This window comes from Nibricoccus aquaticus, from assembly GCF_002310495.1.
Classification (GTDB): Bacteria; Verrucomicrobiota; Verrucomicrobiia; order Opitutales; family Opitutaceae; genus Nibricoccus; species Nibricoccus aquaticus.
The window spans coordinates 3903304-3927861 of record NZ_CP023344.1; the positions used below are offsets into that span (position 1 = coordinate 3903304).

Sequence of the window (24558 nt, forward strand, 5' to 3'; positions counted from 1 at the left end):
GAATGTCTGACCTCAAAAACGAAAAGAAACGCCGCCCTTTGAAGAGCCTGCCGCCTGAACGTTTTCAGCCGAAGGTGCTGCTTATCTGGCTTTCGATAGCCGCAGCCGTCATGGCCCTGTATTTCCTGCCTGGTCGCGCGAGCGCGCCGGCGGTGATCAAGATCCACGAGGTCGTGCAGCTTTCCTCTGAAAACAAGATCAAGAGTGGCGTGATCCGGCCCGAGCAGTCCGGCGCGCGGGACCAGTATGTGATCAACGGTGAGGCGACTTCTGAGCTTTTTCCTGACGGTACGGCAGGTGGGAAGACTGCGAAGTTCGTCGCTTCAGGGCGTCTCACTGAGGCAAGTTACGAAAAGCTGCAGGCATCGACGGTGTTCGATGAGAAGCAGCAGTCTAGCTGGATCGCGGCTTTGGCGTCGCAGCTCATCCCCTTTATTTTGATCATCGGTTTGTTGTATTTCCTGTTTGTGCGCCAGCTGCGGAATGCGGGTCGTGGCGCGCTCAGCTTCGGCAAGAGCCGCGCGAAACTGCTCACGCGTGATCGCGACAAGATCACGTTCGCGGATGTCGCCGGTTGTGATGAGGCCAAGGAAGAGGTCGGCGAAGTCGTCGAGTTTCTGAAGGAGCCGAAGAAGTTCACGAAGATGGGCGGCAAGATCCCGAAAGGTATTTTGATGGTCGGGCCTCCAGGTACGGGCAAAACGCTGCTGGCTAAAGCCGTCGCGGGCGAAGCGGACGTGCCGTTTTTCTCGATTAGCGGATCGGACTTTGTGGAGATGTTTGTCGGCGTCGGTGCGAGCCGCGTGCGCGACATGTTCGAGCAGGGCCGCAAGAGCGCGCCGTGCTTGATCTTCATCGACGAAATCGACGCGGTCGGACGCCAGCGCGGTGCGGGTCTCGGCGGCGGTAACGATGAACGCGAGCAGACGCTGAACTCGTTGCTGGTGGAGATGGACGGTTTCGACACGAACGACGGCGTGATCATCATCGCGGCGACGAATCGCCCCGATGTGCTCGATAATGCGTTGCTGCGTCCGGGCCGCTTTGACCGCCAGGTTTATGTGGATCTGCCTGACATCGTGGGTCGCGAACAGATCCTGCGCGTTCATGCCCGCAAGATTTCCCTTTCGGATGAGGTCGATCTCAGTGTGGTTGCGCGCGGCACGCCCGGGCTTTCGGGCGCAGAGCTGGCGAATTTGCTCAATGAAGGCGCTTTGCTGGCTGCGCGTCGCAACAAGAAGAAGGTGGAGATGATCGATATCGAAGATGCACGCGACAAGGTGCTCTTTGGCCGCGAGCGCCGCCGCGTGATGGATGACAACGAGAAGAAGATGACGGCCTGGCACGAGGCTGGTCACGCGGTTGTGCAGGCGGTGCTCGATGACGGCACTATGCCGGTTCACAAGGTGACGATCATCCCGCGTGGACAGAGCTTGGGCAGCACGACGTTCATCCCCAGCAAGGACATCCTTTCGCGTGGTAAGAAAAAGCTGCTCGACCAAGTCGCGATGGCGATGGGCGGGCGCATCGCTGAAGAACTTGTCACGGGTGATTTCACCAATGGCGCTTATGGTGACATCAAGCAGGCGACCAAGATCGCCCGTGCGATGGTTTGCGATTACGGCATGAGCGATATCGGGCCGATCGCGATGGGTGAAAACCAGGACACGGTTTTCCTTGGCCGTGATATCACGCGTTCGCAGCACATCAGCGAAGACACGGCGCGCCGGGTGGATGCGGCTGTCTCGGAAATCATCAACGGCCAGTATCGCCGCGCGCAGCAGATTATCACCGAGCATCGGAGCGCTCTCGATAAGATCGCCCAGGCGCTGATCGAGCACGAGACGATCGAAGGCAAGCACGTCATGGAAATCGTGAAGCAGGGTGAGATCGTCTCCCCGATCATCCGCGAGGTGATGTCTGCGAAGGCGGTTTCCGGAAAAACGGCTGATAAAAAGTCATCGGAAAAATTAGAGAACCACGATCTTGGCGGGCAGACTCCAGCACCGAATCCAGCCTAAGCCGGTTAACGCGTTTATTCATACACTGGCTTTCACGGCGCGGGATTTTTCCCGCGCCTTTTTTTATCCAAAGACAAGACGCGTGTCTGTCGGCGACGGGGGACTCCCGGAGTGGAGGCTCGGGTAATCACGCAAATACCGCCGAGAATATGGCGGTGCTTGCGCCGTGTTTAGTTACCCACCTAAGTTTTGGTCCGCATAAAGCCTCTCATTACCGTGTCTGGCCACTTGGGCTTCGCTCTCATTACACGGTGTGCGGCGATTTCCTTTTTTAATCATGAAACTATTTATCGCAGGCCATAACGGAATGGTTGGGGGCGCGCTGGTACGACGCTTTCAACGTGAAGCAGGCGTCACGCTGCTGCTACGTACGCGTCGCGAGCTCGATCTGACGTCGCAGGCGGCGGTCGAGGCGTTTTACGCCGCTGAGAAACCCGATGTCGTCATCATGGCTGCGGCCAAGGTCGGTGGAATTCATGCCAACAATACTTACCCGGGCGACTTCATCTACGATAACCTGATCGTCGCGGCCAACACGGTCCACAGCGCGTACCGCAACGGAGTGAAGCGTTTCCTGTTTCTCGGCAGCTCCTGCATTTACCCGAAGCACGCGCCGCAGCCGATGCCTGAGGATTGCCTGCTCACCAGCACGCTGGAGCCGACCAACGAGGCTTACGCGATCGCCAAGATCACCGGTCTCAAGCTCTGCCAATACTACCGCAAACAGTACGGCGTGCTTTTTCACTCCGGTATGCCGACCAATCTTTACGGACCGGGAGACAACTACCACGCGCAAAACTCGCACGTGCTTCCCGCGCTCATCCGTCGTTTTCACGAGGCGAAGCTTGCTGGACTGCCTGAGGTTGTGGCGTGGGGCACGGGGAAGCCGATGCGCGAGTTTCTCCATGTGGACGATCTGGCCGATGCGTGTGCGTTTGTGCTTAAACTCGATAACCCGCCCGACTGGGTGAACATGGGCACGGGCACCGACGTGACCATCAAAGAGCTCACCGAAACGGTGGCGCTGGCGGTCGGATTCAAGGGGCGCATCACATGGGATGCATCGAAACCCGATGGTACGCCGCGCAAGCTCATGGACGTCTCGCGGCTGGCCGGGCTGGGATGGAAAGCGCGGATCAGTCTGCGCGAGGGCATCGAGAAAACGTATGCGTCTTTCCTAGCCGAGCAGGCGGCGGGGACTTTGCGCACGTAAACGCAGGCCCGGTGGAATCCGGGCGGACGGTTTCCCCAACGCAGCTGAGGTGTTTCTCACCTGGCTGCGTTTTTTCGTGGCCGGAGGCGGGCTTGCGGGTTGGGAGCCTCTGGATGCGGAGGTCTTTGGGCCGTAGCTTTTGTCCTCAAGAAGCGAGGAGTTGGAGCCGTTAAAAGGTGTTAGAAAATTGTCACGATCTCTCCCCGTCCATGCTCCCTGAAACCGACGACAGCGGGGGGCTGGCTCCTCCTAGTGTTCCGGTCGATTCGGCCGAGGCCAGCCCAGCCAGCCCGACTTCCGGATCGCCCATCGCATCCGGCCAGCGGTGGCATGCCTATCAGATAGGTGACGCGATCCACTGCGATGCAGGCTGGGCGTTTCATGCGGTCAACGTGGGGGCGCTGGAAGATGTGTGCATCTTTGTGCGCCCGATCGACGAAGGCCGGGCAGCGCGCGCGGAGGCGTGGTCGAAATTGCAGAACGGGAAATACCCCGGGCTGATCGAGGTGTTCGATGCGGTGGAGGAAAACGGTTTCCGGTTCGAGACGACGCAGGTGCCGCCGGCGACGACGATGCGCGAGTGGGCCAACACGCATCAGGCGAGTCTGGACGATGTGGAAGCGCTGGTGAAGCAGCTGGCGGCGGCGGTGCAGGCGATGCACCTGGTGGGCGTCGTCCACTGTAACTTGAATCTCGATACCATTCATCTGGTCGCGGCGGATGCGGGATTGAAGGTGTTAATCGGCGGTCTCGACACAGCGACGCTCTATGACCAATCGGGGCTGATCCCGTTGCCGGTGAATCCGCTCTACGCTCCGCCCGAGGCGGCGGGCCTCACGAAACATCGCGCGGGGGCGGGCTTGCGCGCGTGGGATTGGTGGTCGCTCGGGCGCATCATGCAGGAACTGGTGATTGGCCAGCCGGTGCTCGGGCTCGTGCTGGACCGTGATGTCTCGAAGATGACCCACGAACTCCGGGCCAGGGCGGAGGAGCTTTTGCTGGAGCGCGACTCAGCGGGACCGAAGGCGGGCGCGGTGGAGAAGATGCCGCCGATCAGCGACGATCTGGCGAGTCTGCTGCGCGGGTTGTTATCGAGCTGCCGCGATGGGCGCTGGGGCTGGCGCGAAGTGCAGTGCTGGCTGAAGCGCGAGACGCTGCCGGATCGATATGAGCTGACGCGCAACGACCGGCTTTTTGTGTGGCGGGATCGCGCGTTCACGGTGGCGGAGGCTGCGGCGTTTTTCCGGACCGAGGAGCATTGGGCGGCGGGCGTGGATCAACTTTTCGATGTCAAAAACCCTGCGAGTTTCATCGCGTTTGCCTCCCGGGAACAGGAACTGAGCGGTGTGCGCGAGCAGCTCGATGCGCTGCGCGATTTCGTGCAGCTGCCGGCCTGGCGCGAGTGTCCGGTCGAGGTGGTACGCACGGTGATCGCGGCCGCGTCGTGGCTCCAGATCGGTGGCGAGCGCGAGCCGCTGCTCTTGCGGGGAAAGCGGGTGGACTCGGCGCTGTTGCGCGCGTTGCTCAAATCGGAGCCGCTGGCCGAGGGGCTGGCGCTGGTGCGTGCGTTGATCGCGCCGCCGTTCGTGCAGTTGATTGCTGCGCGCGATCCTGAGACTGCGCGGTTGTTGACGGTGGTCGGTACGAGCACGACGGAGACGATGGCGACCGCCGAGAAAAACGAGTGGCTCACGGTGAGCGATCCGGCTGCGGTGGCGCGGTTGTTATCCAGTGTGCTCGAAGGTGAGACGGAGCTGGTGAGGCATCGCGAGGAATTGAAGAAGCGTTTCGCGCTCTCACGCGATCCGCAGCTGGAGGCGATTTTCAAGGCACCGAAGGCGAAGCATCGCGAGCTGATCCTGCTCGTGTTTGCGGCGGGCGATCCGGAGCGCACGGGATTCGTGACGCATCTGGATTGGAGCCGGGAGCGGTACATGGTGCTGCGCGAGCGCGGGGAGCGGCTGGCGGCGAAATTATTCTGGTTGAGGCTGGGGCAGCTCATGCAGACCGGGCCGCTGGTTTTCCTGCGCTGGCCGTGGGTGATCGGTGTGTGGGCCGGGCTGGCGGCTATAGTCGCTGTACTGGCTCCGCCGCCGCTGGGTCTGGTCGTGGGCGTGGCGCTCGCGCTGGTGTTGTTTGGGTTGAGGGTGCTGGTGTGCGCTTCGCAGCGCGGGTGTGTGCGGCGGTACGCTCATGATCCGCAGGAGATCTGGACGATGCGTTCGCGAGCGGATCGCTGCGCGAAAGAGGCGGAGGCGGCGCTGCCGGGCGATCCGGTGCGCAAGCCGGGGATGGTCGCGGCGGAACTCGCCTCGATCAATCGCGAGATAGTCGGTCTGGCGCTCGATCCGGCGCCTGAGGCGGTGCGCGCACCATCGGAGTTGCGCGCAGGCTGGCTGGGCTCGGGCCTGGGCTGGCTGCTCGCGGTTGGGGCGCTTGGCTGGACTGGATGGTCGCACATGCCGCAGGCGGAGACGGCCCCGGAGGGCTCCGAGTTGGCGAATCAACTGCCGGGCGTGGCGGGCGATCCGGCGCGGCCGGTGGGGAAACCCAAGACAGTACTTACGTCAGAGGAACAATTTTTCAGCGATCCGCGCTCCGTCTATGTGAGCTGGAATTTCGAGGAGCCGGACGAGGCTCCGGCGTTACCGGTTCGCGGATACGCGAAACCCACGCCCGAGCAGGTGGCGACGGCGTTGATCGACGGTCAAAAGTTGCTCGCTCCGTATGCGCCGCAGACGGCTCAGGGGGTGATTGCGATTCCGGTGGCGACGAGCGACGAGCCGGGAGTGATGCTCTACGATGTGAAGCGGCGGATGCTTCTGGAGCGACGGATTTTCAAGCTGGAGCAACTGCCCGCGACTGATCGCTCGTGGCATGAGCTTAACCGGCGCAAGATCCTCTATCTCGGCGAGCCGCCGGAGCTGAGCCTGGAAATGTGGGCGGATGAGTCTGCCGCCAGGCCGTCGCCTGCGGCTGAGCCCGCGCGGGCCGAGCGGCCGGTGGCGACTCCGTGAGTGGAGTTTTATTGGGCGAGTGAGCCTGCGGCGACGGCGTCGTCGATCATGCGGGCGGCGTAGGCCCAAAGTGGCGTGGAGCCTTCAGCGATGTGCTGGTTGCGAGCGATGACGCGGTCGCTGGTGACGCCGTGGTTGCGCCAGGCAGCGCCCTCGGTGAGGCAGTTGAGGAGCATGGGTTGGAAGCGATCCACGGCGGCGGCGAAGCGCGATTCAGGGGTGGCACGTTCTTCGAACTCGTCCCAGAGCGCGCGGAACTCGTCGCGCTGATCGTCGGGGAGGAGGCCGAAGATGCGGTCGGCGGCGCGGGCTTCGCGCTCGTGTTGATCGGCCATACGGACGGTGTCGTAGGCGAAGGTGTCGCCGGCATCGATTTCGACGAGGTCGTGGATGATGACCATTTTCAAGACGCGGAGGACATCGAGTGGCTGGTGATTGCTGTGCTCGGCGAGAACGATGACGAGGAGGGCGAGGTGCCAGGAGTGCTCGGCGTCGTTTTCCTGACGGCGGCTTTGCGTGCAGAGAGTCTGGCGGAAAATTTCCTTCAGCTTGTCCACTTCAGCGATGAAACGAATCTGCCGGGAGAGGCGGTCGAGGTTCATGGCGGACGATGTGTCGGCGGGCGCGGGGGTGGCGAGTTTGGAGTGCGGGTGCGGGGCGCTCGAGTGGCGGGGAAGCGGGAAGCCTGTGGCGGTCGCGGGCGGAATGAATGGCAGCGGTGGCCATGAGCGTGGCGAGCATGAGCGCGGTGCCGAGCCAGCGACCGGAGGAGGTTTCGGCGAAAGTCTGGGGGAAGGCGTGGATCGCGTAGGCGGCGAGGATGTGGATGGAGAAAACGGGGAGCGAGGCGCGGCCGATCCACGCGAGCGGGCGCCAAGAAAAGGCGCGGGGGTGGCGGGAGATGAGTTGGTAGCTGAGGTAGATGATCAGCGCGGTATCCAGGAGGCGGATCGGGGCGAGGTTGTTTTTGTTGGTGACGGCGGCGAGTGAGGTCTCGGACAGGCCGGAGGGGATGAAACCGTGGCGGACGCAGAAGAGCAGGGCAGCGATGGCGGAGAGGCCTAGTAGGACTGCGGTGGATGGGCGGGCGAGCAGGTGTTGCGGGTGAGCGGAGTTGTTGGGAGAGTGAGTTTGCTGTCGTGTGGCCCAACGGTGGCCGAAGGCGAGAGCGGTGACGTAGAGGAGCTGCCAGGCGGCGAGGTTAAAGGCACCGGTGTTGATGACGCCGTACTCGAAGGGCGTTTGCGGGCAGAAAATATTGGCGGCGGCCCAGAGTGAGAGGCTCCCGCAGATCAGGCGCGTATAACCGCCGGGGCGCGCGCAGATGCGCAGGAGCCAAGGCGTGGCGAGCAGGAGCACGCAGTACATCGGGAGGACGTCGAAGAGCGTGGGTTGGTGGATGAGCAGCAGCGCGCTCACGAAAGAGAGTGCGGGAAGATCGAGTGTCGCGGCTGGTGTGTTGAGTGGGAGAGTGCCGGTGAGGTAGCCGATGGAGACGAGGCCGGAGAAAACGAGGATCAGGGCGAGCGCGTGCCAGCGGTATATAGTGACGGTGCGACTCGTGCAGGCGTGGAAGAGTTCGCGGAAGTTTCCGCGCAGCCATTTGCGGGTGTACACGTAGCCAGCCATCAAGCCTGCCATGAATACGAAGCCCTCGGCGGCACTCATGAAGCCGAAGGGGTGATCGGTGACGGCGTGGAGATCACTCGGGATGTGGTTCACCGCCATGAGCACGAGGAGCAGGCCGCGGAGGGTGTCGATGTGGGTGTGGCGTGGAGCGGAGGCGGCGACGGATTTTGCGCGCGATGCGATCTGGGTGAGAGAGGACGGGACGAGGGAGGCGTGGCGGTTCGGCATCGCAGTCTTATTGGCCGGAGTCGTGCCGGGAAAAGTGTGCGGATGGGGAAACTGGGCTGTGGATTTCGGACTTCGCCGTCAGGCAGGAGATTACGAGACATTGGGTAGAAAATTTTCATGCGCAGGCTGGAGCGGGCGGTATTTTCGAGGTGCAAATCGCGCTGTGGCGGGGGCGCGTTTCTTGCGATTTTCGGGAAAGTTTTTGGCCGACGGGATGGGTTTGCGGCGGGGCAACCTTTTCCTTGCTCCATGTGCGGGCGGGTTGTTCGCTCTTCGCTCCTTTTCCCATGAAAATCCTAGTCGCCGATAAGATCTCGCCCAAGGGAGTCGAATACCTGCGCCAGCAGCCAGGTTTTGAAGTCATCGAGGCTTACGGCTCTTCTCCGGCCCAAGTTCTGGAGTTGGTCAAAGACGTTCACGCGATCGCGGTGCGCTCGGAGACCAAGATCACGGCGGAAGTTTTCGCCGCTGCGCCTTTGCTGAAGGTTGTCGGTCGCGCCGGTGTCGGCGTGGACAATGTCGATGTCGAGGCCGCCACGGAACGCGGTGTCGTCGTGATGAACACCCCTGGTGGTAACACGATCTCGACCGCTGAACTCACGTTCACGCATATCCTCTGCTGCGCCCGCCCGATCGCGCAGGGCGCCGCATCGATGAAGGCTGGCAACTGGGATCGCAAGACGCTCAGCGGCGTCGAACTTCTCCGGAAGAATATCGGGATCATCGGCCTCGGTCGCATCGGCAGCGAGGTCGCCAAGCGCGCTCAGGCTTTCGGCATGAAGGTCCTCGCTTACGATCCCTATCTCACGCCCGCCCGCGCCGCCGCCATGCAGGTCGAGTCCGTCTCGCTCGACGCGCTTCTGGCCGGTTCTGACTACATCACGGTCCACATGCCGCTGACCGACGAGACCAACAACATGATCGACGAGGCTGCGCTCGCGAAGTGCAAGAAGGGCGTCCGCATCGTCAACTGCGCCCGCGGTGGCATCGTCAACGAGAAGGCTTTAGTTGCAGCCCTCAAGAGTGGCCAGGTCGGCGCTGCAGGTCTCGATGTTTACGAGACCGAGCCGCTTCCCAAGGACAGCGAGCTTCGTTCCGCGCCGAACATCGTGCTCACTCCCCACATCGCCGCGTCCACCACCGAGGCGCAGGAGACGGTGGGCATCGAGATTGCCGAGCAGATCGCCGATGTGCTCGTACACGGCGCGGTGCGCAACGCGGTCAATCTCCCGTCGATGGACGCAGCGGCCGCGAAGGTGATCGCGCCTTATCTCGATCTCGCAGCGAAGCTCGGCACGCTCGTGCAGCAGATCGCTCCGAAGCAAATTGCGAAGCTCCGTGTCACGTATCAGGGCAAAGTCGCCGAACTCGACGTGAACGCGATCACGCGCGCGCTTCAGCGCGGTTATCTCCGCCGCATCAGCGGCGACAGCGTGAATGCGGTGAATGCACCGACCTTTATGCAGCGTCTCGGCGTGCAGTTCGAAGTCGTGAAACTGAGCGATGCGGGTGACTACACCGATCTCATCGAAGTCGAAGCGACGGGTGGCGACGGCAGCGTGAACAGCGCGAGCGGCACGCTGATCGGCAAATCGAATTCGCCGCGTATCGTCGGCATCAATGGCCGCGAAGTGGAAGTGGCGGCTGAAGGTTCGCTGCTTGTTCTCGAGAACAACGACCAACCCGGCATGGTCGGAGCGGTTGGCACGCTGCTCGGTCAGGATGGCGTGAACATCGCGGACATGTCGCTCTCGCGGCTGACGCCGGGCGGCACGGCCTACATGGTGGTGCGCGTCGATCACGAGCCGAGCGAGAAGGCCCGCGCGGCGATCAAGGCGAACGCGGCAATCAAGTTCGCGAAGTTCGTGCAGCTCTGAGGCTGATTTCTTTTTAAGACAAAACCCGCGCTGAGAGGCGCGGGTTTTTTTGTTGAGAATTGGAGGCGGGTGGCGAGACGAGTGCGCTCACTCGTTGATAACTGACTACTCTCTGATTGCCACACCAGCGGGAGCGTCTGACGGTTTGCGGCGTGATCGCCTCCGTCGCTTTCCGGAATTTCAAGGCGCTGCGTAATGCTCATCTTGAGCTGGCGCCTTTCAATCTTGTGATCGGGCCGAATGGCTCGGGGAAAACGAGTCTCATCGATGCGCTGATGCGGTTGCGGTCGCTGTCGAAGCTGCCGCTGCGCGAGCCGGTGCCGGAAGCGGAGCGGGATATTCACGATGGGCCCGAGGTGACGTTTCAGTTTACGCCGCCGTATGAGGCGTCGGAGGCGGTGATCGGGTGCGTGTCGGACACGCAGTGCGATTTGTTGCAGGTTGATCCGGTCGGGAAGGATTGGCCGGAGCTGCGCACGCGGCTGCAGGGGATGCGGAGTTATGTGTTCGATCATCACGCGATCGCGGCGCGGTCGGCGGCGCGGGAGGGCGCGGAGTTAACGACGACGGGTGGGAATCTCGCGGCGGTGCTGGCGACATTGCGGAAGAATCATCCGGAGGATTTTGCGGCGTTGAGCGCGGAGCTGATGCGGATTTTGCCGGAGTACGCGGCGATCGACTGCGAGACGGGGAAGGACGGGATGGTCGGGTTCGTGCTGGTGTTGCGCGAAGGCGGGGAGCGCATCCCGGCGGACAATGTTTCGCAGGGGACGCTTTATCTGCTGACGATGCTGGCACTGGCGTTCGATGCGACGCCGCCGTCTGTCGTGTGTATTGAAGAAATCGATCGCGGGTTTCATCCACGGCTGCTGCGGGATGTGCGCGATGTGCTTTACCGACTGAGTCATCCGGCAGGGTTTGGGCTGAAGCGCGAGCCCGTGCAGGTGATTGCGACGACGCATTCGCCGTACCTGCTGGATCTGTTTCGCGATCATCCGGAGGAGATCGTCATCTCGGAGAAGATCGGGGCGGCGGCGACATTTTCGCGGCTGGCGGAGCGGGGGGATTTGAAGGAGCTGCTGGAAGAAGGGACGCTCGGCGACATGTGGTTCACGGGGATTCTGGGCGGTGTGCCGGAGGAGAAAAATGACTGACGTGCGTGCGGGGTTGAAACTCGCGATCATCAGTGAGTCGCCGGCGGATGAGGCTGCGCTGAAGGTTTTGGTGGAAGCGGTGCTGCGCGAGCGCGTCACGTGGGTGACGCCGACCTTGCGGGCACGGGGCTGGCCTTCTGTCGCGCAGGTGCTGCCGGCGGTGATCCGGCATCTGCATTTCAATACGGACGCGGACGGGATCGTGGTGGTGGTGGATTCAGATGATTCGCTGGTTCACACACCCGAGCATGATGCGCCGGGGTATTATCATCCGCATTGCCGCATCTGCCAGTTGCGTGGGGTCTATCGGCAGACGGTGAAGAAGCTGCCAGCGGCGAGAGGGCGCGACCGCATTTTGCGGGCGGTGGGTGTGGCTGTGCCAGCGGTCGAGGCGTGGTACTTGTGCGGGCGCGACGAGCGGGTGACGGAGGCGGTGTGGACGCGAGGGCAGGAGAGCGGCGTGATGCCGTACACGCGCGGGGAGTTGAAGTGGCGGGTGTATGGGACGGACAGACCGAGCCTGGCGCATGAGACGCGGTGCGCGCTGGAGGAAGTGGCGCGGCATCGGAAGGACACGCGGAGGCTGGAGAACGATTTCCCGGGGTTTGCCTCGCTGGCGAAGGATTTGCGTGAGTGGCGGCAAATGAATCGTTGACATATCAATCATCGACAGCAGAACAACTGGTCATGTCTTCGACCGGTCCCGATCTGATTGCAGCTGTCATGGCCACGGCAGATGCGCTTATGCGCGAGAGTCACCGGCTGTTTCGTCCGCACGGACTGACCGGGGCGCAGTATAATGTGCTGAACGTGCTGGCGGCGCGGGATGAGGCGATGAGCCAGCGGGAGTTGAGCGATGTGCTGGTGGTTGATCGGTCGAATGTGACGGGGTTGCTCGACCGGATGGAAAAAGCCGGGTGGGTGAAGCGGGCGGATGATCCGGCGGACCGGCGGGTTTACCGGATCTCGCTGACGGCGGCGGGGCGGAAGTTGTGGGCAAAGGTGCGGCCGAAGTACGAAGACAGCGTGGCGGCGGTGACGCGCGGGCTGGGGGCGGCGCAGATGAAGGCGGGCATAGAGCTTTTGCAGTGCTTGGAAAAAGCGTCGGTCAACTGGCGGGGCGGAGCAGACAGGAAAATACTTTGAAGTGAACGCACGGATTTTTGCATAACCTTTTATCCACATGGAATCCCCTGTTTTCAGGCGGTACTCGTACCTGCCGCGCCTTGTTGAGCTTGTTGCCGTTTTTATCGCCCGTCTGCTGTACCGTGTGCAGGTGCGTGGGGCGGAGCGGGTGCCGGAGACGGGCGGGATGTTGCTGCTGGCGAATCATCTTTCGTACGCGGATCCGGTGGTGCTGCAGCTGGCATGTCCGCGTCGGCTGCATTTTGTCGGCTATGCGGGGCTGAAGGAAAACTGGTTTATGAACCTGGTTTTTAAGTGGAGCGGGACTATTCCGATTTCTCCGCGGAGCGCGGTGGAGAGCACGCGGCGGATTGTGCGGTTGCTGGAGGCGGGGGAGGCGGTGTGCCTTTTTCCCGAGGGAGAAATTTCGCGGACGGGACAGTTGATGCAGATCAAGCGTGGGTTCGAACTCATGGCGAAGAAGGCGGGAGTGCCGGTGGTGCCGGTGGCGCATGATGGATTGTGGGGCTCGGTGTTTTCGTTTTCGGGCAACAAGTATCTTTTCAAGGCGCCGCGCGTGATGCCGACGCCGGTGTGCGTGAGTTTCGGCGAGGCGATCCCGGCGGCGGAAGCGACGGCGGCGCGGGTGCGGAGGGATCTGCTCGATCTCGGTTACGAGGCGTTCATGGAGCGGCCGGTACTCAAGCGGCATCTGGGGCGCGAGGTGGTGCGGTCGCTGGCGAAGCGGCCGTGGTCAACTCAAGTGATCGACCGGACGTCGGAGCGGCGCGAGGTGTCTGCGGGCAAGTTGCTGGGTGCGGCGGCGGCGTTGTCGCGACGGCTGAGGAAAACGGTGCCAGGCAAACGTGTGGGCATCGTGCTGCCGCCGGGGGCGGGGGCTTTCATCGCGAACGTGGCGGTGGTGTGCGCGGGGAAGGTGCCGGTGAATTTGAATTTCACGGCGGGCAAGGCGGCCATCGAGTCGAGTCTGCGTGCCGCAGAAATCGATACGGTGCTGACGGCTGACGTGGTGAAGGTGAAGCTGCCGGCGTTTCCTTGGCCGGAGAAGTCGCTCGATCTGCGCAAAGAGATTCTGGCGGCGGGCAAGGTTTCCGTGCTGCTCTGGACGATCGCGGCGTGGGTGCTGCCGAATCAGCTGGTGCCGGTGCTGCTGGGTATTCCGAGCAAGGGAGACAACGAGGAGGCGGGGTTGTTGTTCACGAGCGGGAGTTCGGGCGATCCGAAGGGCGTGGTGCTTTCGCATCGGAACATTCTGGCGAACTGCTGGCAGATCTCGTCGCTCTCGATTCTGCCGAACACGGCGATTTTGATGGGGTGTCTGCCGGTGTTTCACAGCTTCGGATTCACGGTGACGTTGTGGTATCCGCTGCTGCGCGGGTGTCATCTGGTGACGGTGCCGAGTCCGCTCGATACACGGAAGATCGTGGATGCTATCCGGGACGAGGGCGTGACAGTGATGATCGGTGCGCCGACATTTCTACGGCCAATCTTGAAGCGGGCGGAGACGTGGGAGCTGCGGTCGCTGGAGTTGCTGGTGTCGGGCGCGGAGAAGATGCCGCGCGATCTGTACGACGCGTTTACCGAGCGTTTCCACATCGAGATCATGCAGGGTTACGGGCTGACGGAGACGACGCCGGTGGCGAATGTGAACCAGCATCATCCGCCGGTGATCACGGAGACGGGCTCGCATCAGGATGGGAAGCGATTGGGCTCGGTCGGGCGCATGATGCCGGGTGTGACGGCGCGCATTGTCGATCCCGATACGTTTGCGGAGAAGCCGCAGACGGAGACGGGGATGTTGTTGTTTCGCGGGCCGAATGTTTTTGGCGGCTATCTGAAGGACGCGGAGAAGACGGCGGCGGCGTTTCGCGACGGCTGGTTCGTGACGGGCGATCTGGCGCGTTTCGATGAGGACGGGTTTTTGTTTATCGAGGGTCGGCTGTCGCGGTTTTCGAAGATCGGCGGCGAGATGGTGCCGCATGGGACGGTGGAGAATGCGATCGCGTCGGCGTTCGATTGGGACTCGGCGGAGATTCAGGCGGTGGTGGTCGGCGTGCCGGATGCGGCGAAGGGCGAGGCGCTGGTGTTGCTGACGACGCAGGACGTCACGCTGGAGCAGTTGCGCGAGAAGTTGCAGGCTGCGGGGCTGGCGGCGCTGTGGATTCCGAAGACGATCAAGCGCGTGGAAGCGATTCCGATGCTGGGGACGGGCAAGGTCGATCTGAAGGGGTGCAGGCAGGCGGCGATGGAGGCGTGAGGCGGGGCGGGAGGAGATATCCACCATCGAACGCCCAACATCCATGCCGATGGCCAGTGGCGGACTGCGAACGCTTAACTCTTAACGTTTAACGCTGAACGCTCAACGAGCGAGCTGAAGGCTGTGAGCGCGGTGATCGCGATGGGGTTGAGCGGCGGTCAATTGGCGTCTCCCTGTGAGGACCGTTTGCCGCTACGGGCGTCAGGCCTTGGTGCCGCTCGCCAAGAGGGTTTCGAAATGGGGCTCGGTGGTTTCCTTGGCGGCGGTGGTGACGTCGAGTTGTTGGAAGCCGGCTTTTTGGAGGAAGGCGTGGAGTTCGCTTTCTTTGAAGCCGAGCCAGACGTCGGCGTAGAGCTCGCGGGCTTTTTCGAAGGTGTGGGCTTTGAGGTCGAGGATGAGGATCTGACCGCCGGGTTTGAGAATGCGGTGGGCCTCGGCGACGGCTTTTTGCGGGTGCTGCGCGTGGTGGAGGGCCTGGCTGAGGATGGCGAGATCGACGGAGGCGTCGGGCAGGGGGACGGACTCGATGTCGCCGAGCTTGTAGGTGAGATTGGCGAGGCCGTTTTTGGCGGCGAGCTCGGTGCCGACCTCGATCATGCGAGGGGAATTATCGATACACCAGACGCGCGCGGCGCGGCGGGCGAGGAGTTGAGAGATGAGGCCTTCGCCGGCGCCGAGGTCGGCAATGGTGATGGCGGGCGTGAGGCGGAGGGCGAGGTGGCCGATGGCTTCCCAGGAGCGACCGGGGCAGTAGTTTTTGCCGAGCTTGCCGGCGATGAGATTGAAGTAGGCTTCGGATTGCTGGCGGCGGCGGGCGAGGATGCGGTCGAGATTGGAGCGGTCCTCGACGAGCTCGGGCATGTCGTGGACGGCTTCGCAGGCGGAGCGGACGAGGCCGAGCTGGCGCGGGTCGTTTTGGGCGCGGATGGAGTAGAAGGCTTTTTTCCCGTCGCGGCGGTCGGAGACGAGGTCGGCTTGTCGGAGGAGCGCGAGCTGCGAGGAGATGCGGGACTGGGCCATGCCGAGGATTTCCTGGAGCTCGGCGACGGAGAGCTCTTCGGCCAGAAGCAGTGCGAGCAGGCGGACGCGCGTCGGGTCGGAGAGAATTTTAAGAGTGTCCCAGGAGGCGTTCAAAGCGGGGCGGGTGGTTGGACGGTGGATAAAAAGAGCGGCGAAAGCCGGAGGACTTTCGCCGCAGGGAAAACGAGCGGATCAAGTTATTTGATCAACGTGAGCGAGAGCGGGTATTTCCAGGGTTCGCCGTTGTTGGCTTTGATGGTGGCGATGATGACACAGACGAGACTGAAGATACCGACGGCCATCAGAAAAAGAATGCCGATCCCCACAATGATGAAAATCGCTGAGATGACGGCGTAGATAAGGCAGGAGAGCTGGAAATTGAGCGAGGCTTTGGCGTGGGCTTCGACGGAGGGGAATTCGTTTTTCTTGATCTGCCAGATGATGAAGGGCCCGAGAAAAGATCCGAGCGGGACGAGTAAGCCGGCGAGGGCGGAAAGGTGGGCGAGCATTTCCCAAGTACGAGCGGCGGGTGCTGGAGCACCCGGAACGGAAGGAGGTGTGGCAGTATCCATGAAGCAAGGCATGAAGACGGCGCTGGCGGGGGTCAAGCGGTGGGCTAGCAGGAGTCGCGTCAGAGCCAGTGGCGGGCGAGGTCGGCGAGTTGCCAGAGGCCGAAGCCGAGGATGAGGGCGGCGGCGAGATGGTTCAGGGTGCGCAGGGTTTGCGGGCCGAGTTTGCGGCCGAGCCAGCCGGCGCAGAGGCACAGGATCAGCCACCAGGTGGAGGAGCCGCACAAGACGCCGAGGATGAGGGAAATTGTTTCCTGACCGTGGCGGGTGTCGCCGGGCGAGAGGCCGGCGGCGGCGATGACGCCGGTGATGCCGAGCAGGGTGAGGGGATTGGCGAGGGTGAGCAGGCAGGTGGTCAGGAACGCGGTGAAGAGATTGCGCTCGTGCAGCGGGCGGGAGACGGCGCAGGCGGGTGGGGCCGAGCGCCAGGTGTGCAGGCCGAGGGCGAGCATGAACACGCCGCCGAGCAGCTGCACGAGGTCGTGATGCGCGGTGAGCAGGGCAGTGACGGCGGAGAGCGCGAGCGAGGCGAGGGCGGCGCAGAGTGTATCCGCCGTGGCGGCACCGAGGCCGGAGACGAAGCCCGCGAGACGGCCTTCGGCGAGGGTGCGACGCAGGATGAGCAAAGCGATGGGGCCGACGGGGGCGGCGACGGCGAAGCCCATGACGACGCCTTTGAGGAGGTGTTCAGTCATGGCTGGGCGCGGGTGGGGTGCGAGTAGCGGGCATGAAAAAGGCCAGCGGGGTGACCGCTGGCCTTGGAAGGAGGGAACGCATGGGCTCGTGGTGAGCGCCTGCTGATCGCTTAGGCGTCCACGTAGCGGGTGAGGCCGGTGATCGTGTAGCTCTCTTCGGAGGTACCGATCTTCACCTTCACGGTTTCGCCGACTTTCTTGGAGAGAAGGGCGAGGCCGAGCGGGGTTTTGTAGGAGATGATGTTCTTGTCGGGCACGCTGTCCCAAGCGCCGAGGATGGTGTACTTGGTGGTCTTACCGCCGACTTTGACGTCGACGATGCTGCCCACGCTGACCTGGTCGGCGGCGGCTTCTTTGAAGTCGGTGATGCGGGCGCGGCCGAGTTCTTTTTCGAGGAGGGACTTTTGCGCGGCGAGAACCTGCTGGTCCTGCTTGGCCATCTTGTACTCGGAGTTTTCCTTCAAATCGCCGTGCTCGCGAGCGGTTGCGATGGCTTTGGAGTTCTCCGGGATCTTCTTGGATTTGATGATCTCGTACTCTTCGCGTTTGCGCTCGTAGCTCTCGCGGGAGACGAGGAGCTTCTCTTCTTTGCTGTCGGCCTCGGAGGCGACGAGCGTCTGGATGGACGGGAAGATTTTGATGAAGCGGGCGAGGAGCGATTTTTTGGTGAGTTCTTCGAAGCCTTGATTGAGGAGGAGGGCGTTCGCGAGATCGCGGGCGGTCTCGGGATCGGCGGTGGAGAGGAGGTCGCTGATCAGGTCGGCATCGTCGCTGAGGATTTCGGCGAGCGGGATGCGGCGGGCGTTGGAGGCCTGGAGCGCTTCGTAATCGATCGCGAAGAAGATCGAGCTGAGGAGGCGCGGGGTGATGAGATCGTTGAGGAGTTTCGCGAACTTTTTCGAGTGGCGGTTCTTGATGATCCAGAGGAGCACCGGTGCGCGAAGATTTTGCTCGATCTGCCAGCGCTTGAGCGAGGCGGCGAGTTCGTCGGAGTGGCCGTTTTCAACGAGGAAGTTGATGCACTCGGTGGTGAACTTGCCCTGGCTGGTCTTGAGGAGGGTGAAGGCGATGTCGCGGGCTTCGACGGGGTGCGTCTCTTTGACGAGTTCGAGGAAGCGGCTTTGGAATTGGACAGGGATCTTTTCCGCGATGGCGGGAAGGTCTCGGACGTTGGCGATCAAGGATGCTTGAGACGGCTCGAGCGTGGCGACATCGACGCCGACAGCTTTAGCGAGGTCGTCGCGGATGGAGGCGCCGACAAGGCGCTCAGCGGCGTCGATCTGGTTGGAGTCTTTCACCGCTTCGGCGAGGCCGGTGAGGATGTCCTGGAGATGGGCCTGGACTTCTTTGGAGTCGAAGGTGCCGATGAGCTGCTCGGCGAGCGCGATGCGGCGGCGGGCGGAGCGGGTGTTCTTAAATTGTTCGATGATTTCGTCCTCGGCGGAGACGGGGGTCTCGCGGAGTACGTAGCACTCGGTCTTCTTGGCGGGGACGGCGATGCGCGGGTCCTTGGCGATGGCCTTTTTGGCGGCGGACCACCACTTTTTGAATTTCTCTTCGCCGATGACTTGGGCGAGGGTGATCTCGAGGTCGATGGCGGTGGTGGCGTGGTTGTCGTAACCGCCGAGGGCTTCGACGACGAGTTGAGCGGGATTGTTGGCGATCAGGTCGTTGATCTTGGCGGTGTCGGTCTGTTTACGGACCAGAAGATGTTTGGCCGGGAGGACTTCCATGGTGCCGACGCAGAAGGCGGGGTCCATGGGGTGGTTTTTCTTCGTCTGGAAATCGATGATGAGCTTCAGAGCGGAATCGTCGTAGGATTTGATCTGGCCGAAACCCCAGCTGCGGTGGACGACATAGCTACCGGGAGCCATGGCCTCCAACTTGGATTTTGACGGCTTGAGCGTCGGGTTTTTGGCGATGAGCGCAGAGACAGCTTCCGAATTCATAAAGGTGATGTGGCGGTTCTGAATTGTTCAGTTGAGGGGAGTGGGGTGGGGGATGTCAACCAGCGCTTTCCCGAGGAGAAATCTGGTTAAGAGAAGATGCGGTGCGAGGGCTTCGGTCTTGCCAAGAGAGGCGCGGTGCGGAGCTTGGCGCGATGAATCCTCCGACAACTAGCGAAGCCCGCTTAACGCCGTGGTCACACGCGGCCCGCCTGGTAGCGCGTTGGGTGGAGAAGGGGGAACGCGTGGACGCGCTGCTGGACACGATGCCGCGCACGGTGACGGGCGTGGATCGGGGGCGTTGCCAAAATTTATTGCTCGGTGCGGTGCGGCATCGCGGGCGGATCGAGGCGCATCTGAAGCAGTTGATCACGCTGCTGCCGCGGCCGCGCGTGCAGGGGATTTTGTTGGTGGCAGGTTTTGAATTGATCGAAGGCGGTACCGAGGGGCACGCGGCGCGCGTGGGGCATCATGCGGTGGAGCAGACGAAGTTGCTGGCGAGTCCGTCGGAGGCACGGCTGGTCAATGCGGTGGTGCGCAAGCTGGCGGCGGGACTGGCGAGTGAGCCCGTGCCTCCGAAAGAGGCGAGCGCGGCGCAGCTGGCGGAGTATTTTTCGCATCCTGACTGGATGGTGAAGCGGTGGATCGCGCAGTATGGTGCGGACGCGACGCGGGCGTTGCTGGAATGGAACCAGAAGCCTGCGCCGGTGTATGCACGCTGGCGGAACCGGGATCGTGCGCCGAGCGAGGACGAGTTGAAGTGGCTGACGCCAACGGCGTGGGCGGGTTTTTATGAAGTGAAGTCGGGGAACTGGGCTCTCGTCGAGGCGGCGCTGGCGGCGGGAGTGATTTACCTGCAAGATCCGGCGACACGGCTGGCGGTGGAGTTGCTCGCGCCGAAAGCGGGCGAATCGGTGCTGGATATGTGCGCGGCGCCGGGCGGAAAGAGTCTGGCGATCGCGGATACGCTGGGCTCGGGGCGGGTGGTGGCGGTGGATCTGCCGACGACACGCGTGGAGCGGTTGAAGGAGAATCTCGCGCGCATCAGCGGCGTGGAGACGGCGCTGGTGCAGGGCGATATTGGCGTGGACGGTGCGAAAATTTTTGAAGCGCAGGGACTGCCGAAGGCGTATGCGGCGGTGTTGATAGATGTGCCTTGCACGAACACGGGCGTGATGCGCCACCGGGCAGACGTGAAGTGGCGTTTGCAGGTGGGGGACTATGCGAAGCACGCGAGGCAGCAGCTCGGGTTGCTCACGGCGGCAGCGCAGCTGGTCGAGGCGGGCGGGCGGATCGTTTACAGCACGTGCAGTCTGGATGAAGACGAGAACGTGGAAGTGGTGGACGCGTTTTTGAAGAGCGCGGGTGGGCGCGGATTCTCGCTGGAGAAATCGACGGTGTCACGGCCGTGGGAGACGGGGCACGACGGAGCGGCGGCGTTTTTGCTGCGGCGGAAAGGGTGAGGTCGGATTGGAGCGGACGACACGGAGGTCGTTCCTCCAGCGGAATGAGCGGGCACAAAAAAGCCGGTGCGATAATCGCACCGGCTTGGGAAAGCAGGAGAGTTTTTAGAGCGCCAGCTGAGCGCTCACTGAACTTTGACGGGAATCACGAGTTCCTTAACGCCGGGGCCTTTGGCGAAGAGGCTGCCGGTGCCGGGGCGGCCGGCTTCGATGCTGATCGTGACGGTGTTGCTGCCAGCGGGGACGATGACCTCCGGCATGATCACGCTCTCCGGGACATCGGTGGTGATGTCGATGAGCAGGCCGCCTGCGGAGGCGGTGACAGGCGTGGTGAAGGTGAGATTAACCTTTTGGCCCTTCTTGAGGGAAAGGGCGGTCGGATTAACGAGGAGGGTGCCGCCGGTAGCGTTGGTGGCGGCCACGGAGGGAGAGGGGCTGAAGGTGTTGTTCAGGCCTTCGGAGACGCCGCCAACGCCGTCGACGCGGAAGGTGCCGGCGGGGGACTGGCCGAGATTGCCGCCGATGGAGACCTTGTAGTTGCGGTTCGCATCGACTGAGGGGACGTAGAAGCTGATGGAATTGGCTGACTCGAAGACGGTGCGCACGGGAGCGTTGTCGAAGTAAACGACATCGGCGGGGGTGAAGCCGCGGCCGAGGATGCTGACCTTGGCGCCGACCGGGCCGCGGTTGACTTCGAGGGAGAGGACGTAGCGGCCGACGATGGTAGCGCGCTGGACCTGGGTGTAATCCTCGCGGGAGCTGAGGGTACCGTTGTTGCTAACCTGATACGTGTACTCGAAGTAGTATGCGAGTTCGGTGCGGCCGGCGGCGAGCTGGTAGTCGAATTCGAAGATGTCTTCGCCGAGGTTGCTCTTTGTCATGCGGTACTTTTGACCGTCGATGACGATGCTGGGGAGCACGGTGCCTTGGACAAAGCTGGCGAGCTTTGGCTTGATGCGCGCGGAGATCGTATAGATCTGCGAGGGATTGGCGGGCAGCGAACCCGGAGTGAGATTGGTCACTGCGGTGGTTTTGCAGCCGACCAGAGTGAGGCTGGCGATAATACCGAGGCCGAGGACGAATCGTCTCGCTTGGGAGAAACGGGTGTTTTGCATGTAGATTTTTCCGATTAAAAATCGTTTGGAAGGCAACATAATCCTACCGTCATTGCAATGAGCGAAATCACATCTGCGCCGCTAAGCGACAGTCCGGCGAATCCGCTGGGGTTGTACGTGCATGTGCCGTTTTGCGCGACGACGTGTGATTTTTGCGCGTTCTATCAGGAGAAACCGATGGGGGATTCTGTGGACCGGTACATGTCTGGAATCGCGCGGGAGGCGGAGCTGGTGGAGTGGGACCGGCCTGTATCCACGGTGTTCTGGGGCGGGGGCACGCCAGGGTTGCTGGCGCCGGATGATATGCGGCGGCTCGGTGCGGTGGTGAATGCGCGGACCGGTGGGGCTCACGAAGAGTGGACGGTGGAGATGGCTCCGGCCTCGGTGACGAAGGCGCGGCTGGAGGCGTTGAAGGAAATCGGGGTGACGCGGATCTCGATGGGCGTGCAGAGTTTTCAACCGGCGTTGCTCGAAGGGCTCGGGCGGCAGCACACGCGGGAGCAGGTTTATCGTGCGCATGAGTTGATCGCGGCGGCGGAGTTCAAGAGCGTGAATCTGGATTTGATGTTCGCACTGCCCGGGCAGGACGAGGTGGACTGGCTGGCGGATCTGGCGAAGGCCGTGGCGCTGAAGCCGGATCATATCTCGACGTACTGCCTGACGTTCGAGGAGGACACGAAGCTGTGGGTGAAGCTTTCGCAGGGGAAGGTGAAGCTGGACACGGAGCGTGAGGCGCGACTGTACGAGCGGACGTGGGCGGAACTCGATGCGGCAGGCTACGCGCAGTATGAGGTTTCCAACTTCGCGAGGCCGGGACACGCGTGCCGGCACAACGTGAATACCTGGCGGATGCACTCGTGGGTGGGGCTGGGGCCGTCGGGGGCGTCGCAGTATGCGGGCGGGCGCGGGACGAATATCGCGGATCTGGAGAAGTGGCTGGCGGGGCTGGAGCGCGGTGAGCGCGCGACGGAGGATCGCACGGTGCTGACGCCGGAGTTGCTGGCGGAGGATGCGTTGATTTTTGGGCTGCGGATGAATGAAGGCGTCGATCTGGATGTGTGGGGCGGGCGCGTGACGGAGGTGGCGGAGCGGGAGATGCGCGGGCTGGCGCGGCGGCTGGTGGACGAAGGGCTGGCGGAGATGACGGGGGCGCGGCTGCGGCTGACGTTGCGCGGACGGTTAGTTGCCGACGCGGTTGGCAGCGAAGTGATGGGCGCGCTGTCTGCTGGAGGATGAACGAAATGAAATACGTGAAAACGATTTTGATGCTGGTGGCGGTCTGGGCGGCGGGTCTGACGACGGTGCGCGCGGAGACGCGGGCGCTGGTGTTGCAGACGGATTTTGGGACGAAGGACGGGGCAGTGGCGGCGATGCGCGGGGTGGCCTTTGGCGTGAGCGCGCGGCTGCCGATCTTCGATCTGAGTCATGAGAATACGCCGTACGATATTTGGGAGGCGGCGTACCGGTTGAATCAAACGGCGGCGTTCTGGCCGGGCGGGACGGTGTTCGTTTCGGTCGTCGATCCGGGCGTGGGGACGGAGCGGAAGTCGGTCGTGTTGAAAACGAAGAGCGGGCATTTTTTCGTAGGGCCGGACAATGGCTCGTGGACACTGGTGGCGGAATCGCTCGGCGTGGAGGCGGTGAGACAAATCGATGAGACGAGGCACCGGCGGGCGGGCCCGGAGCGGAGCTACACGTTTCACGGGCGGGACATTTATGCGTTTGTCGGGGCGCGGCTGGCCGCGGGCGTAGTGACCTTTGAGGAGATCGGGCCGGAGTTGGAAGCGGCAGTGGTGACGCTGCCGTATGAGAAAGCGCGGGTGGAAGGTGGCGTGGCGATCGGGACGATTCCGGCGCTGGATTTTCAGTACGGCAATGTGTGGACGAACATCGACGAGGGGACGTTCGCGAAGCTGTCGCCGAAGTTCGGAGACGTTTTCACGGTGACGATCGCGAAGGATGGAAAGCGCGTTTTCAGTGGCGAGGTGCCCTATGTGAAGACGTTTGGCGATGTGGCGGAGGAGAAGCCGCTGGTTTATCTGAACAGTCTCCTGAATGTGGCGTTTGCGCTGAACATGGGCGACTTTGCGAAGACGCACGGAGTCGCGAGTGGCGCGGCCTGGAGCGTGAAAATCAAAAAGAAGAACTAAGGATTTTATGATGCGACTGATGATTTCTCTGGCTGGTTTGTGTGTGCTTTCGGTGTCGGTTTTTGCGCAGCGGGTGGAGATCGTGTGGCCGACGCCGAGCACGGCCTATTTCGAGGGGAAGCCGCTGGAGACGTTCATCCAGCCGACGGCGTCGGGTGTGCTGGAGTCGGGGCTTTTTGGATGCACGCGGAGCGGAGGGGCGCAGTTTCACGAAGGGATCGACATCAAGCCGGTGAAGCGGAACCGGCAGGGCGAGGCGGTGGATCCGGTCTTCGCGGCGATGAGCGGCGTGGTGAGGCACATCAGCCGGCAGGCGGGAAACAGCAGTTACGGACGATACATCGTGATCGAGCATCCGGACCAGTTGCCGGGCGTGTTCACGTTGTATGCGCATCTGGCGAGCATCGCGCCAGGGTTGAGTGTGGGGGCGAAAGTGGAGCGCGGGCAGGAGATCGCGGTGATGGGGCGGAGTGCGAGCGGGTATGCGATTCCCAAGGACCGGGCGCATCTGCATTTCGAGATCGGGGTGATGCTGACGCGGGATTTTCAGGGGTGGTATAATTTTAAGAAGTTCGGGAGCCGCAACGAGCACGGGCTGTGGAATGGGATGAACCTGATCGGGATCGATCCGCTGGATTTTTTCGATCAGCTGAGAGCGCGGCGGGTGGAGACGTTTCAGCAATATTTTGCGCAGTTGAAACCGGCGGTGAAGGTGCGGGTGGCGACGCGGCGGGTGCCGGATTTTATCGAGCGTTATCCGGCGTTGCTGGCGAAACCGATGCCGACGGACTCGCTGGTGGCGGGCTGGGAGGTGGCGTTTAACGAGATGGGCGTGCCGTTCGCGTGGACGCCGTTGACGGCGATGGAGCTGATCGGGATGGGAACAAACGAAGTGCGCGTGGTGGCTAGCGATGAGGGGATCTTGAAGAAAAACCGGTGCCGCTCGCTGGTGTTTATGAAGCGCGGGAAGCCGGCGATCGGGAAGGATTTGGAGACGGTGTTGCAGCTGGTGTTCGGGCTGCGGGAGGAGCTGTGAGCGGGGTTGGAGTTTAGTCTAC

19 protein-coding genes are annotated in these 24558 nt (G+C 62.6%); 12 read left to right on the top strand and 7 right to left on the bottom strand.

Annotated elements, in window-relative coordinates; translation table 11 throughout:
* The first annotated feature begins 2 nt into the window (after positions 1-2).
* The 3 genes from ftsH to CMV30_RS15805 all read left to right on the top strand — a co-directional run bounded on the left by ftsH (position 3) and on the right by CMV30_RS15805 (position 6251).
* Positions 3-2021 (top strand): ATP-dependent zinc metalloprotease FtsH, encoded by a 2019-nt coding sequence (gene ftsH / locus CMV30_RS15795; RefSeq protein WP_096056923.1) that lies wholly within the window; start codon positions 3-5, stop codon positions 2019-2021.
* 277 nt (positions 2022-2298) lie between these two features.
* On the top strand, positions 2299-3234 hold the full coding sequence (locus CMV30_RS15800; protein WP_096056924.1) for a GDP-L-fucose synthase family protein: 936 nt from the start codon (positions 2299-2301) through the stop codon (positions 3232-3234).
* A gap of 209 nt (positions 3235-3443) precedes the next feature.
* A complete protein-coding gene (locus tag CMV30_RS15805; RefSeq protein ID WP_096056925.1) occupies positions 3444-6251 on the top strand; it encodes a protein kinase domain-containing protein in 2808 nt (935 codons plus the stop codon).
* Between the two features lie 8 nt (positions 6252-6259).
* Here the strand turns inward: CMV30_RS15805 and CMV30_RS15810 are convergent, their stop codons facing one another.
* Together CMV30_RS15810 and CMV30_RS15815 are read right to left on the bottom strand one after the other, a co-directional pair.
* Complete coding sequence (locus tag CMV30_RS15810; RefSeq protein WP_096056926.1) at positions 6260-6853, bottom strand: HD domain-containing protein; 594 nt, start codon at positions 6851-6853, stop codon at positions 6260-6262.
* Positions 6810-8108 (bottom strand): OpgC family protein, encoded by a 1299-nt coding sequence (locus CMV30_RS15815; RefSeq protein WP_096056927.1) that lies wholly within the window; start codon positions 8106-8108, stop codon positions 6810-6812. Before CMV30_RS15815 ends, CMV30_RS15810 begins: the two co-directional genes overlap by 44 nt.
* 287 nt (positions 8109-8395) lie before the next feature.
* Between CMV30_RS15815 and serA the strand changes: the two genes are divergently transcribed.
* The 5 genes from serA to CMV30_RS15840 all read left to right on the top strand — a co-directional run bounded on the left by serA (position 8396) and on the right by CMV30_RS15840 (position 14542).
* Positions 8396-9985: a phosphoglycerate dehydrogenase gene (gene serA, locus CMV30_RS15820; protein WP_096056928.1), complete on the top strand. Its 1590-nt coding sequence runs from the start codon at positions 8396-8398 to the stop codon at positions 9983-9985.
* Between the two features lie 152 nt (positions 9986-10137).
* Positions 10138-11139, top strand: coding sequence for an AAA family ATPase (locus tag CMV30_RS15825; protein ID WP_096057817.1), 1002 nt, complete (start codon positions 10138-10140; stop codon positions 11137-11139).
* The gene (locus tag CMV30_RS15830; RefSeq protein WP_096056929.1) at positions 11132-11794 is read left to right on the top strand and encodes a hypothetical protein; all 663 of its coding nucleotides are present in this window, start codon (positions 11132-11134) and stop codon (positions 11792-11794) included. The genes CMV30_RS15825 and CMV30_RS15830 overlap by 8 nt, the downstream gene beginning before the upstream one ends.
* Before the next feature lie 32 nt (positions 11795-11826).
* Complete coding sequence (locus CMV30_RS15835) at positions 11827-12285, top strand: MarR family winged helix-turn-helix transcriptional regulator (protein WP_096056930.1); 459 nt, start codon at positions 11827-11829, stop codon at positions 12283-12285.
* A 37-nt stretch (positions 12286-12322) separates the two neighbouring features.
* On the top strand, positions 12323-14542 hold the full coding sequence (locus CMV30_RS15840) for an AMP-binding protein (protein ID WP_096056931.1): 2220 nt from the start codon (positions 12323-12325) through the stop codon (positions 14540-14542).
* Positions 14543-14743: 201 nt separating this feature from the next.
* Here CMV30_RS15840 and CMV30_RS15845 read toward each other — a convergent pair whose 3' ends face one another.
* The 4 genes from CMV30_RS15845 to CMV30_RS15860 all read right to left on the bottom strand — a co-directional run bounded on the left by CMV30_RS15845 (position 14744) and on the right by CMV30_RS15860 (position 18775).
* Entirely contained in the window at positions 14744-15676 is a 933-nt protein-coding gene (locus tag CMV30_RS15845; RefSeq protein ID WP_096056932.1) for an ArsR/SmtB family transcription factor, read from the bottom strand.
* 83 nt (positions 15677-15759) lie between these two features.
* Positions 15760-16134 carry a DUF4870 domain-containing protein gene (locus CMV30_RS15850; RefSeq protein ID WP_245844267.1) on the bottom strand — a complete coding sequence of 125 codons (375 nt, stop codon included), beginning with the start codon at positions 16132-16134 and terminating at the stop codon, positions 15760-15762.
* Positions 16135-16193: 59 nt separating this feature from the next.
* On the bottom strand, positions 16194-16826 hold the full coding sequence (locus CMV30_RS15855; RefSeq protein WP_096056934.1) for a LysE/ArgO family amino acid transporter: 633 nt from the start codon (positions 16824-16826) through the stop codon (positions 16194-16196).
* Positions 16827-16936: 110 nt separating this feature from the next.
* On the bottom strand, positions 16937-18775 hold the full coding sequence (locus CMV30_RS15860; RefSeq protein ID WP_096056935.1) for a GreA/GreB family elongation factor: 1839 nt from the start codon (positions 18773-18775) through the stop codon (positions 16937-16939).
* 152 nt (positions 18776-18927) lie between these two features.
* Between CMV30_RS15860 and CMV30_RS15865 the strand changes: the two genes are divergently transcribed.
* A complete protein-coding gene (locus CMV30_RS15865) occupies positions 18928-20235 on the top strand; it encodes an RsmB/NOP family class I SAM-dependent RNA methyltransferase (protein ID WP_096057818.1) in 1308 nt (435 codons plus the stop codon).
* Positions 20236-20360: 125 nt separating this feature from the next.
* Here the strand turns inward: CMV30_RS15865 and CMV30_RS15870 are convergent, their stop codons facing one another.
* Positions 20361-21350 carry an IPT/TIG domain-containing protein gene (locus CMV30_RS15870; RefSeq protein WP_096057819.1) on the bottom strand — a complete coding sequence of 330 codons (990 nt, stop codon included), beginning with the start codon at positions 21348-21350 and terminating at the stop codon, positions 20361-20363.
* A gap of 57 nt (positions 21351-21407) precedes the next feature.
* Between CMV30_RS15870 and hemW the strand changes: the two genes are divergently transcribed.
* The 3 genes from hemW to CMV30_RS15885 are packed head-to-tail and all read left to right on the top strand — an operon-like array spanning position 21408 to position 24536.
* Positions 21408-22586, top strand: a complete 1179-nt coding sequence (hemW, locus tag CMV30_RS15875) for a radical SAM family heme chaperone HemW (protein ID WP_096056936.1) — start codon at positions 21408-21410, stop codon at positions 22584-22586.
* Positions 22587-22591: 5 nt separating this feature from the next.
* Positions 22592-23500 carry an SAM hydrolase/SAM-dependent halogenase family protein gene (locus tag CMV30_RS15880; RefSeq protein ID WP_096057820.1) on the top strand — a complete coding sequence of 303 codons (909 nt, stop codon included), beginning with the start codon at positions 22592-22594 and terminating at the stop codon, positions 23498-23500.
* A gap of 7 nt (positions 23501-23507) precedes the next feature.
* Positions 23508-24536 (top strand): M23 family metallopeptidase, encoded by a 1029-nt coding sequence (locus tag CMV30_RS15885; RefSeq protein WP_245844272.1) that lies wholly within the window; start codon positions 23508-23510, stop codon positions 24534-24536.
* Positions 24537-24558 lie beyond the last annotated feature (22 nt).

Bases quoted from the DNA above. Each gene is read 5' to 3' on its own strand.
- ftsH (WP_096056923.1), top strand. From the start codon at position 3: ATGTCTGACCTCAAAAACGAAAAGAAACGCCGCCCTTTGAAGAGCCTG.
- CMV30_RS15800 (WP_096056924.1), top strand. From the start codon at position 2,299: ATGAAACTATTTATCGCAGGCCATAACGGAATGGTTGGGGGCGCGCTG.
- CMV30_RS15805 (WP_096056925.1), top strand. From the start codon at position 3,444: ATGCTCCCTGAAACCGACGACAGCGGGGGGCTGGCTCCTCCTAGTGTT.
- CMV30_RS15810 (WP_096056926.1), bottom strand. From the start codon at position 6,853: ATGAACCTCGACCGCCTCTCCCGGCAGATTCGTTTCATCGCTGAAGTG.
- CMV30_RS15815 (WP_096056927.1), bottom strand. From the start codon at position 8,108: ATGCCGAACCGCCACGCCTCCCTCGTCCCGTCCTCTCTCACCCAGATC.
- serA (WP_096056928.1), top strand. From the start codon at position 8,396: ATGAAAATCCTAGTCGCCGATAAGATCTCGCCCAAGGGAGTCGAATAC.
- CMV30_RS15830 (WP_096056929.1), top strand. From the start codon at position 11,132: ATGACTGACGTGCGTGCGGGGTTGAAACTCGCGATCATCAGTGAGTCG.
- CMV30_RS15835 (WP_096056930.1), top strand. From the start codon at position 11,827: ATGTCTTCGACCGGTCCCGATCTGATTGCAGCTGTCATGGCCACGGCA.
- CMV30_RS15840 (WP_096056931.1), top strand. From the start codon at position 12,323: ATGGAATCCCCTGTTTTCAGGCGGTACTCGTACCTGCCGCGCCTTGTT.
- CMV30_RS15850 (WP_245844267.1), bottom strand. From the start codon at position 16,134: ATGGATACTGCCACACCTCCTTCCGTTCCGGGTGCTCCAGCACCCGCC.
- CMV30_RS15855 (WP_096056934.1), bottom strand. From the start codon at position 16,826: ATGACTGAACACCTCCTCAAAGGCGTCGTCATGGGCTTCGCCGTCGCC.
- CMV30_RS15860 (WP_096056935.1), bottom strand. From the start codon at position 18,775: ATGAATTCGGAAGCTGTCTCTGCGCTCATCGCCAAAAACCCGACGCTC.
- CMV30_RS15865 (WP_096057818.1), top strand. From the start codon at position 18,928: ATGAATCCTCCGACAACTAGCGAAGCCCGCTTAACGCCGTGGTCACAC.
- CMV30_RS15870 (WP_096057819.1), bottom strand. From the start codon at position 21,350: ATGCAAAACACCCGTTTCTCCCAAGCGAGACGATTCGTCCTCGGCCTC.
- hemW (WP_096056936.1), top strand. From the start codon at position 21,408: ATGAGCGAAATCACATCTGCGCCGCTAAGCGACAGTCCGGCGAATCCG.
- CMV30_RS15880 (WP_096057820.1), top strand. From the start codon at position 22,592: ATGAAATACGTGAAAACGATTTTGATGCTGGTGGCGGTCTGGGCGGCG.
- CMV30_RS15885 (WP_245844272.1), top strand. From the start codon at position 23,508: ATGATGCGACTGATGATTTCTCTGGCTGGTTTGTGTGTGCTTTCGGTG.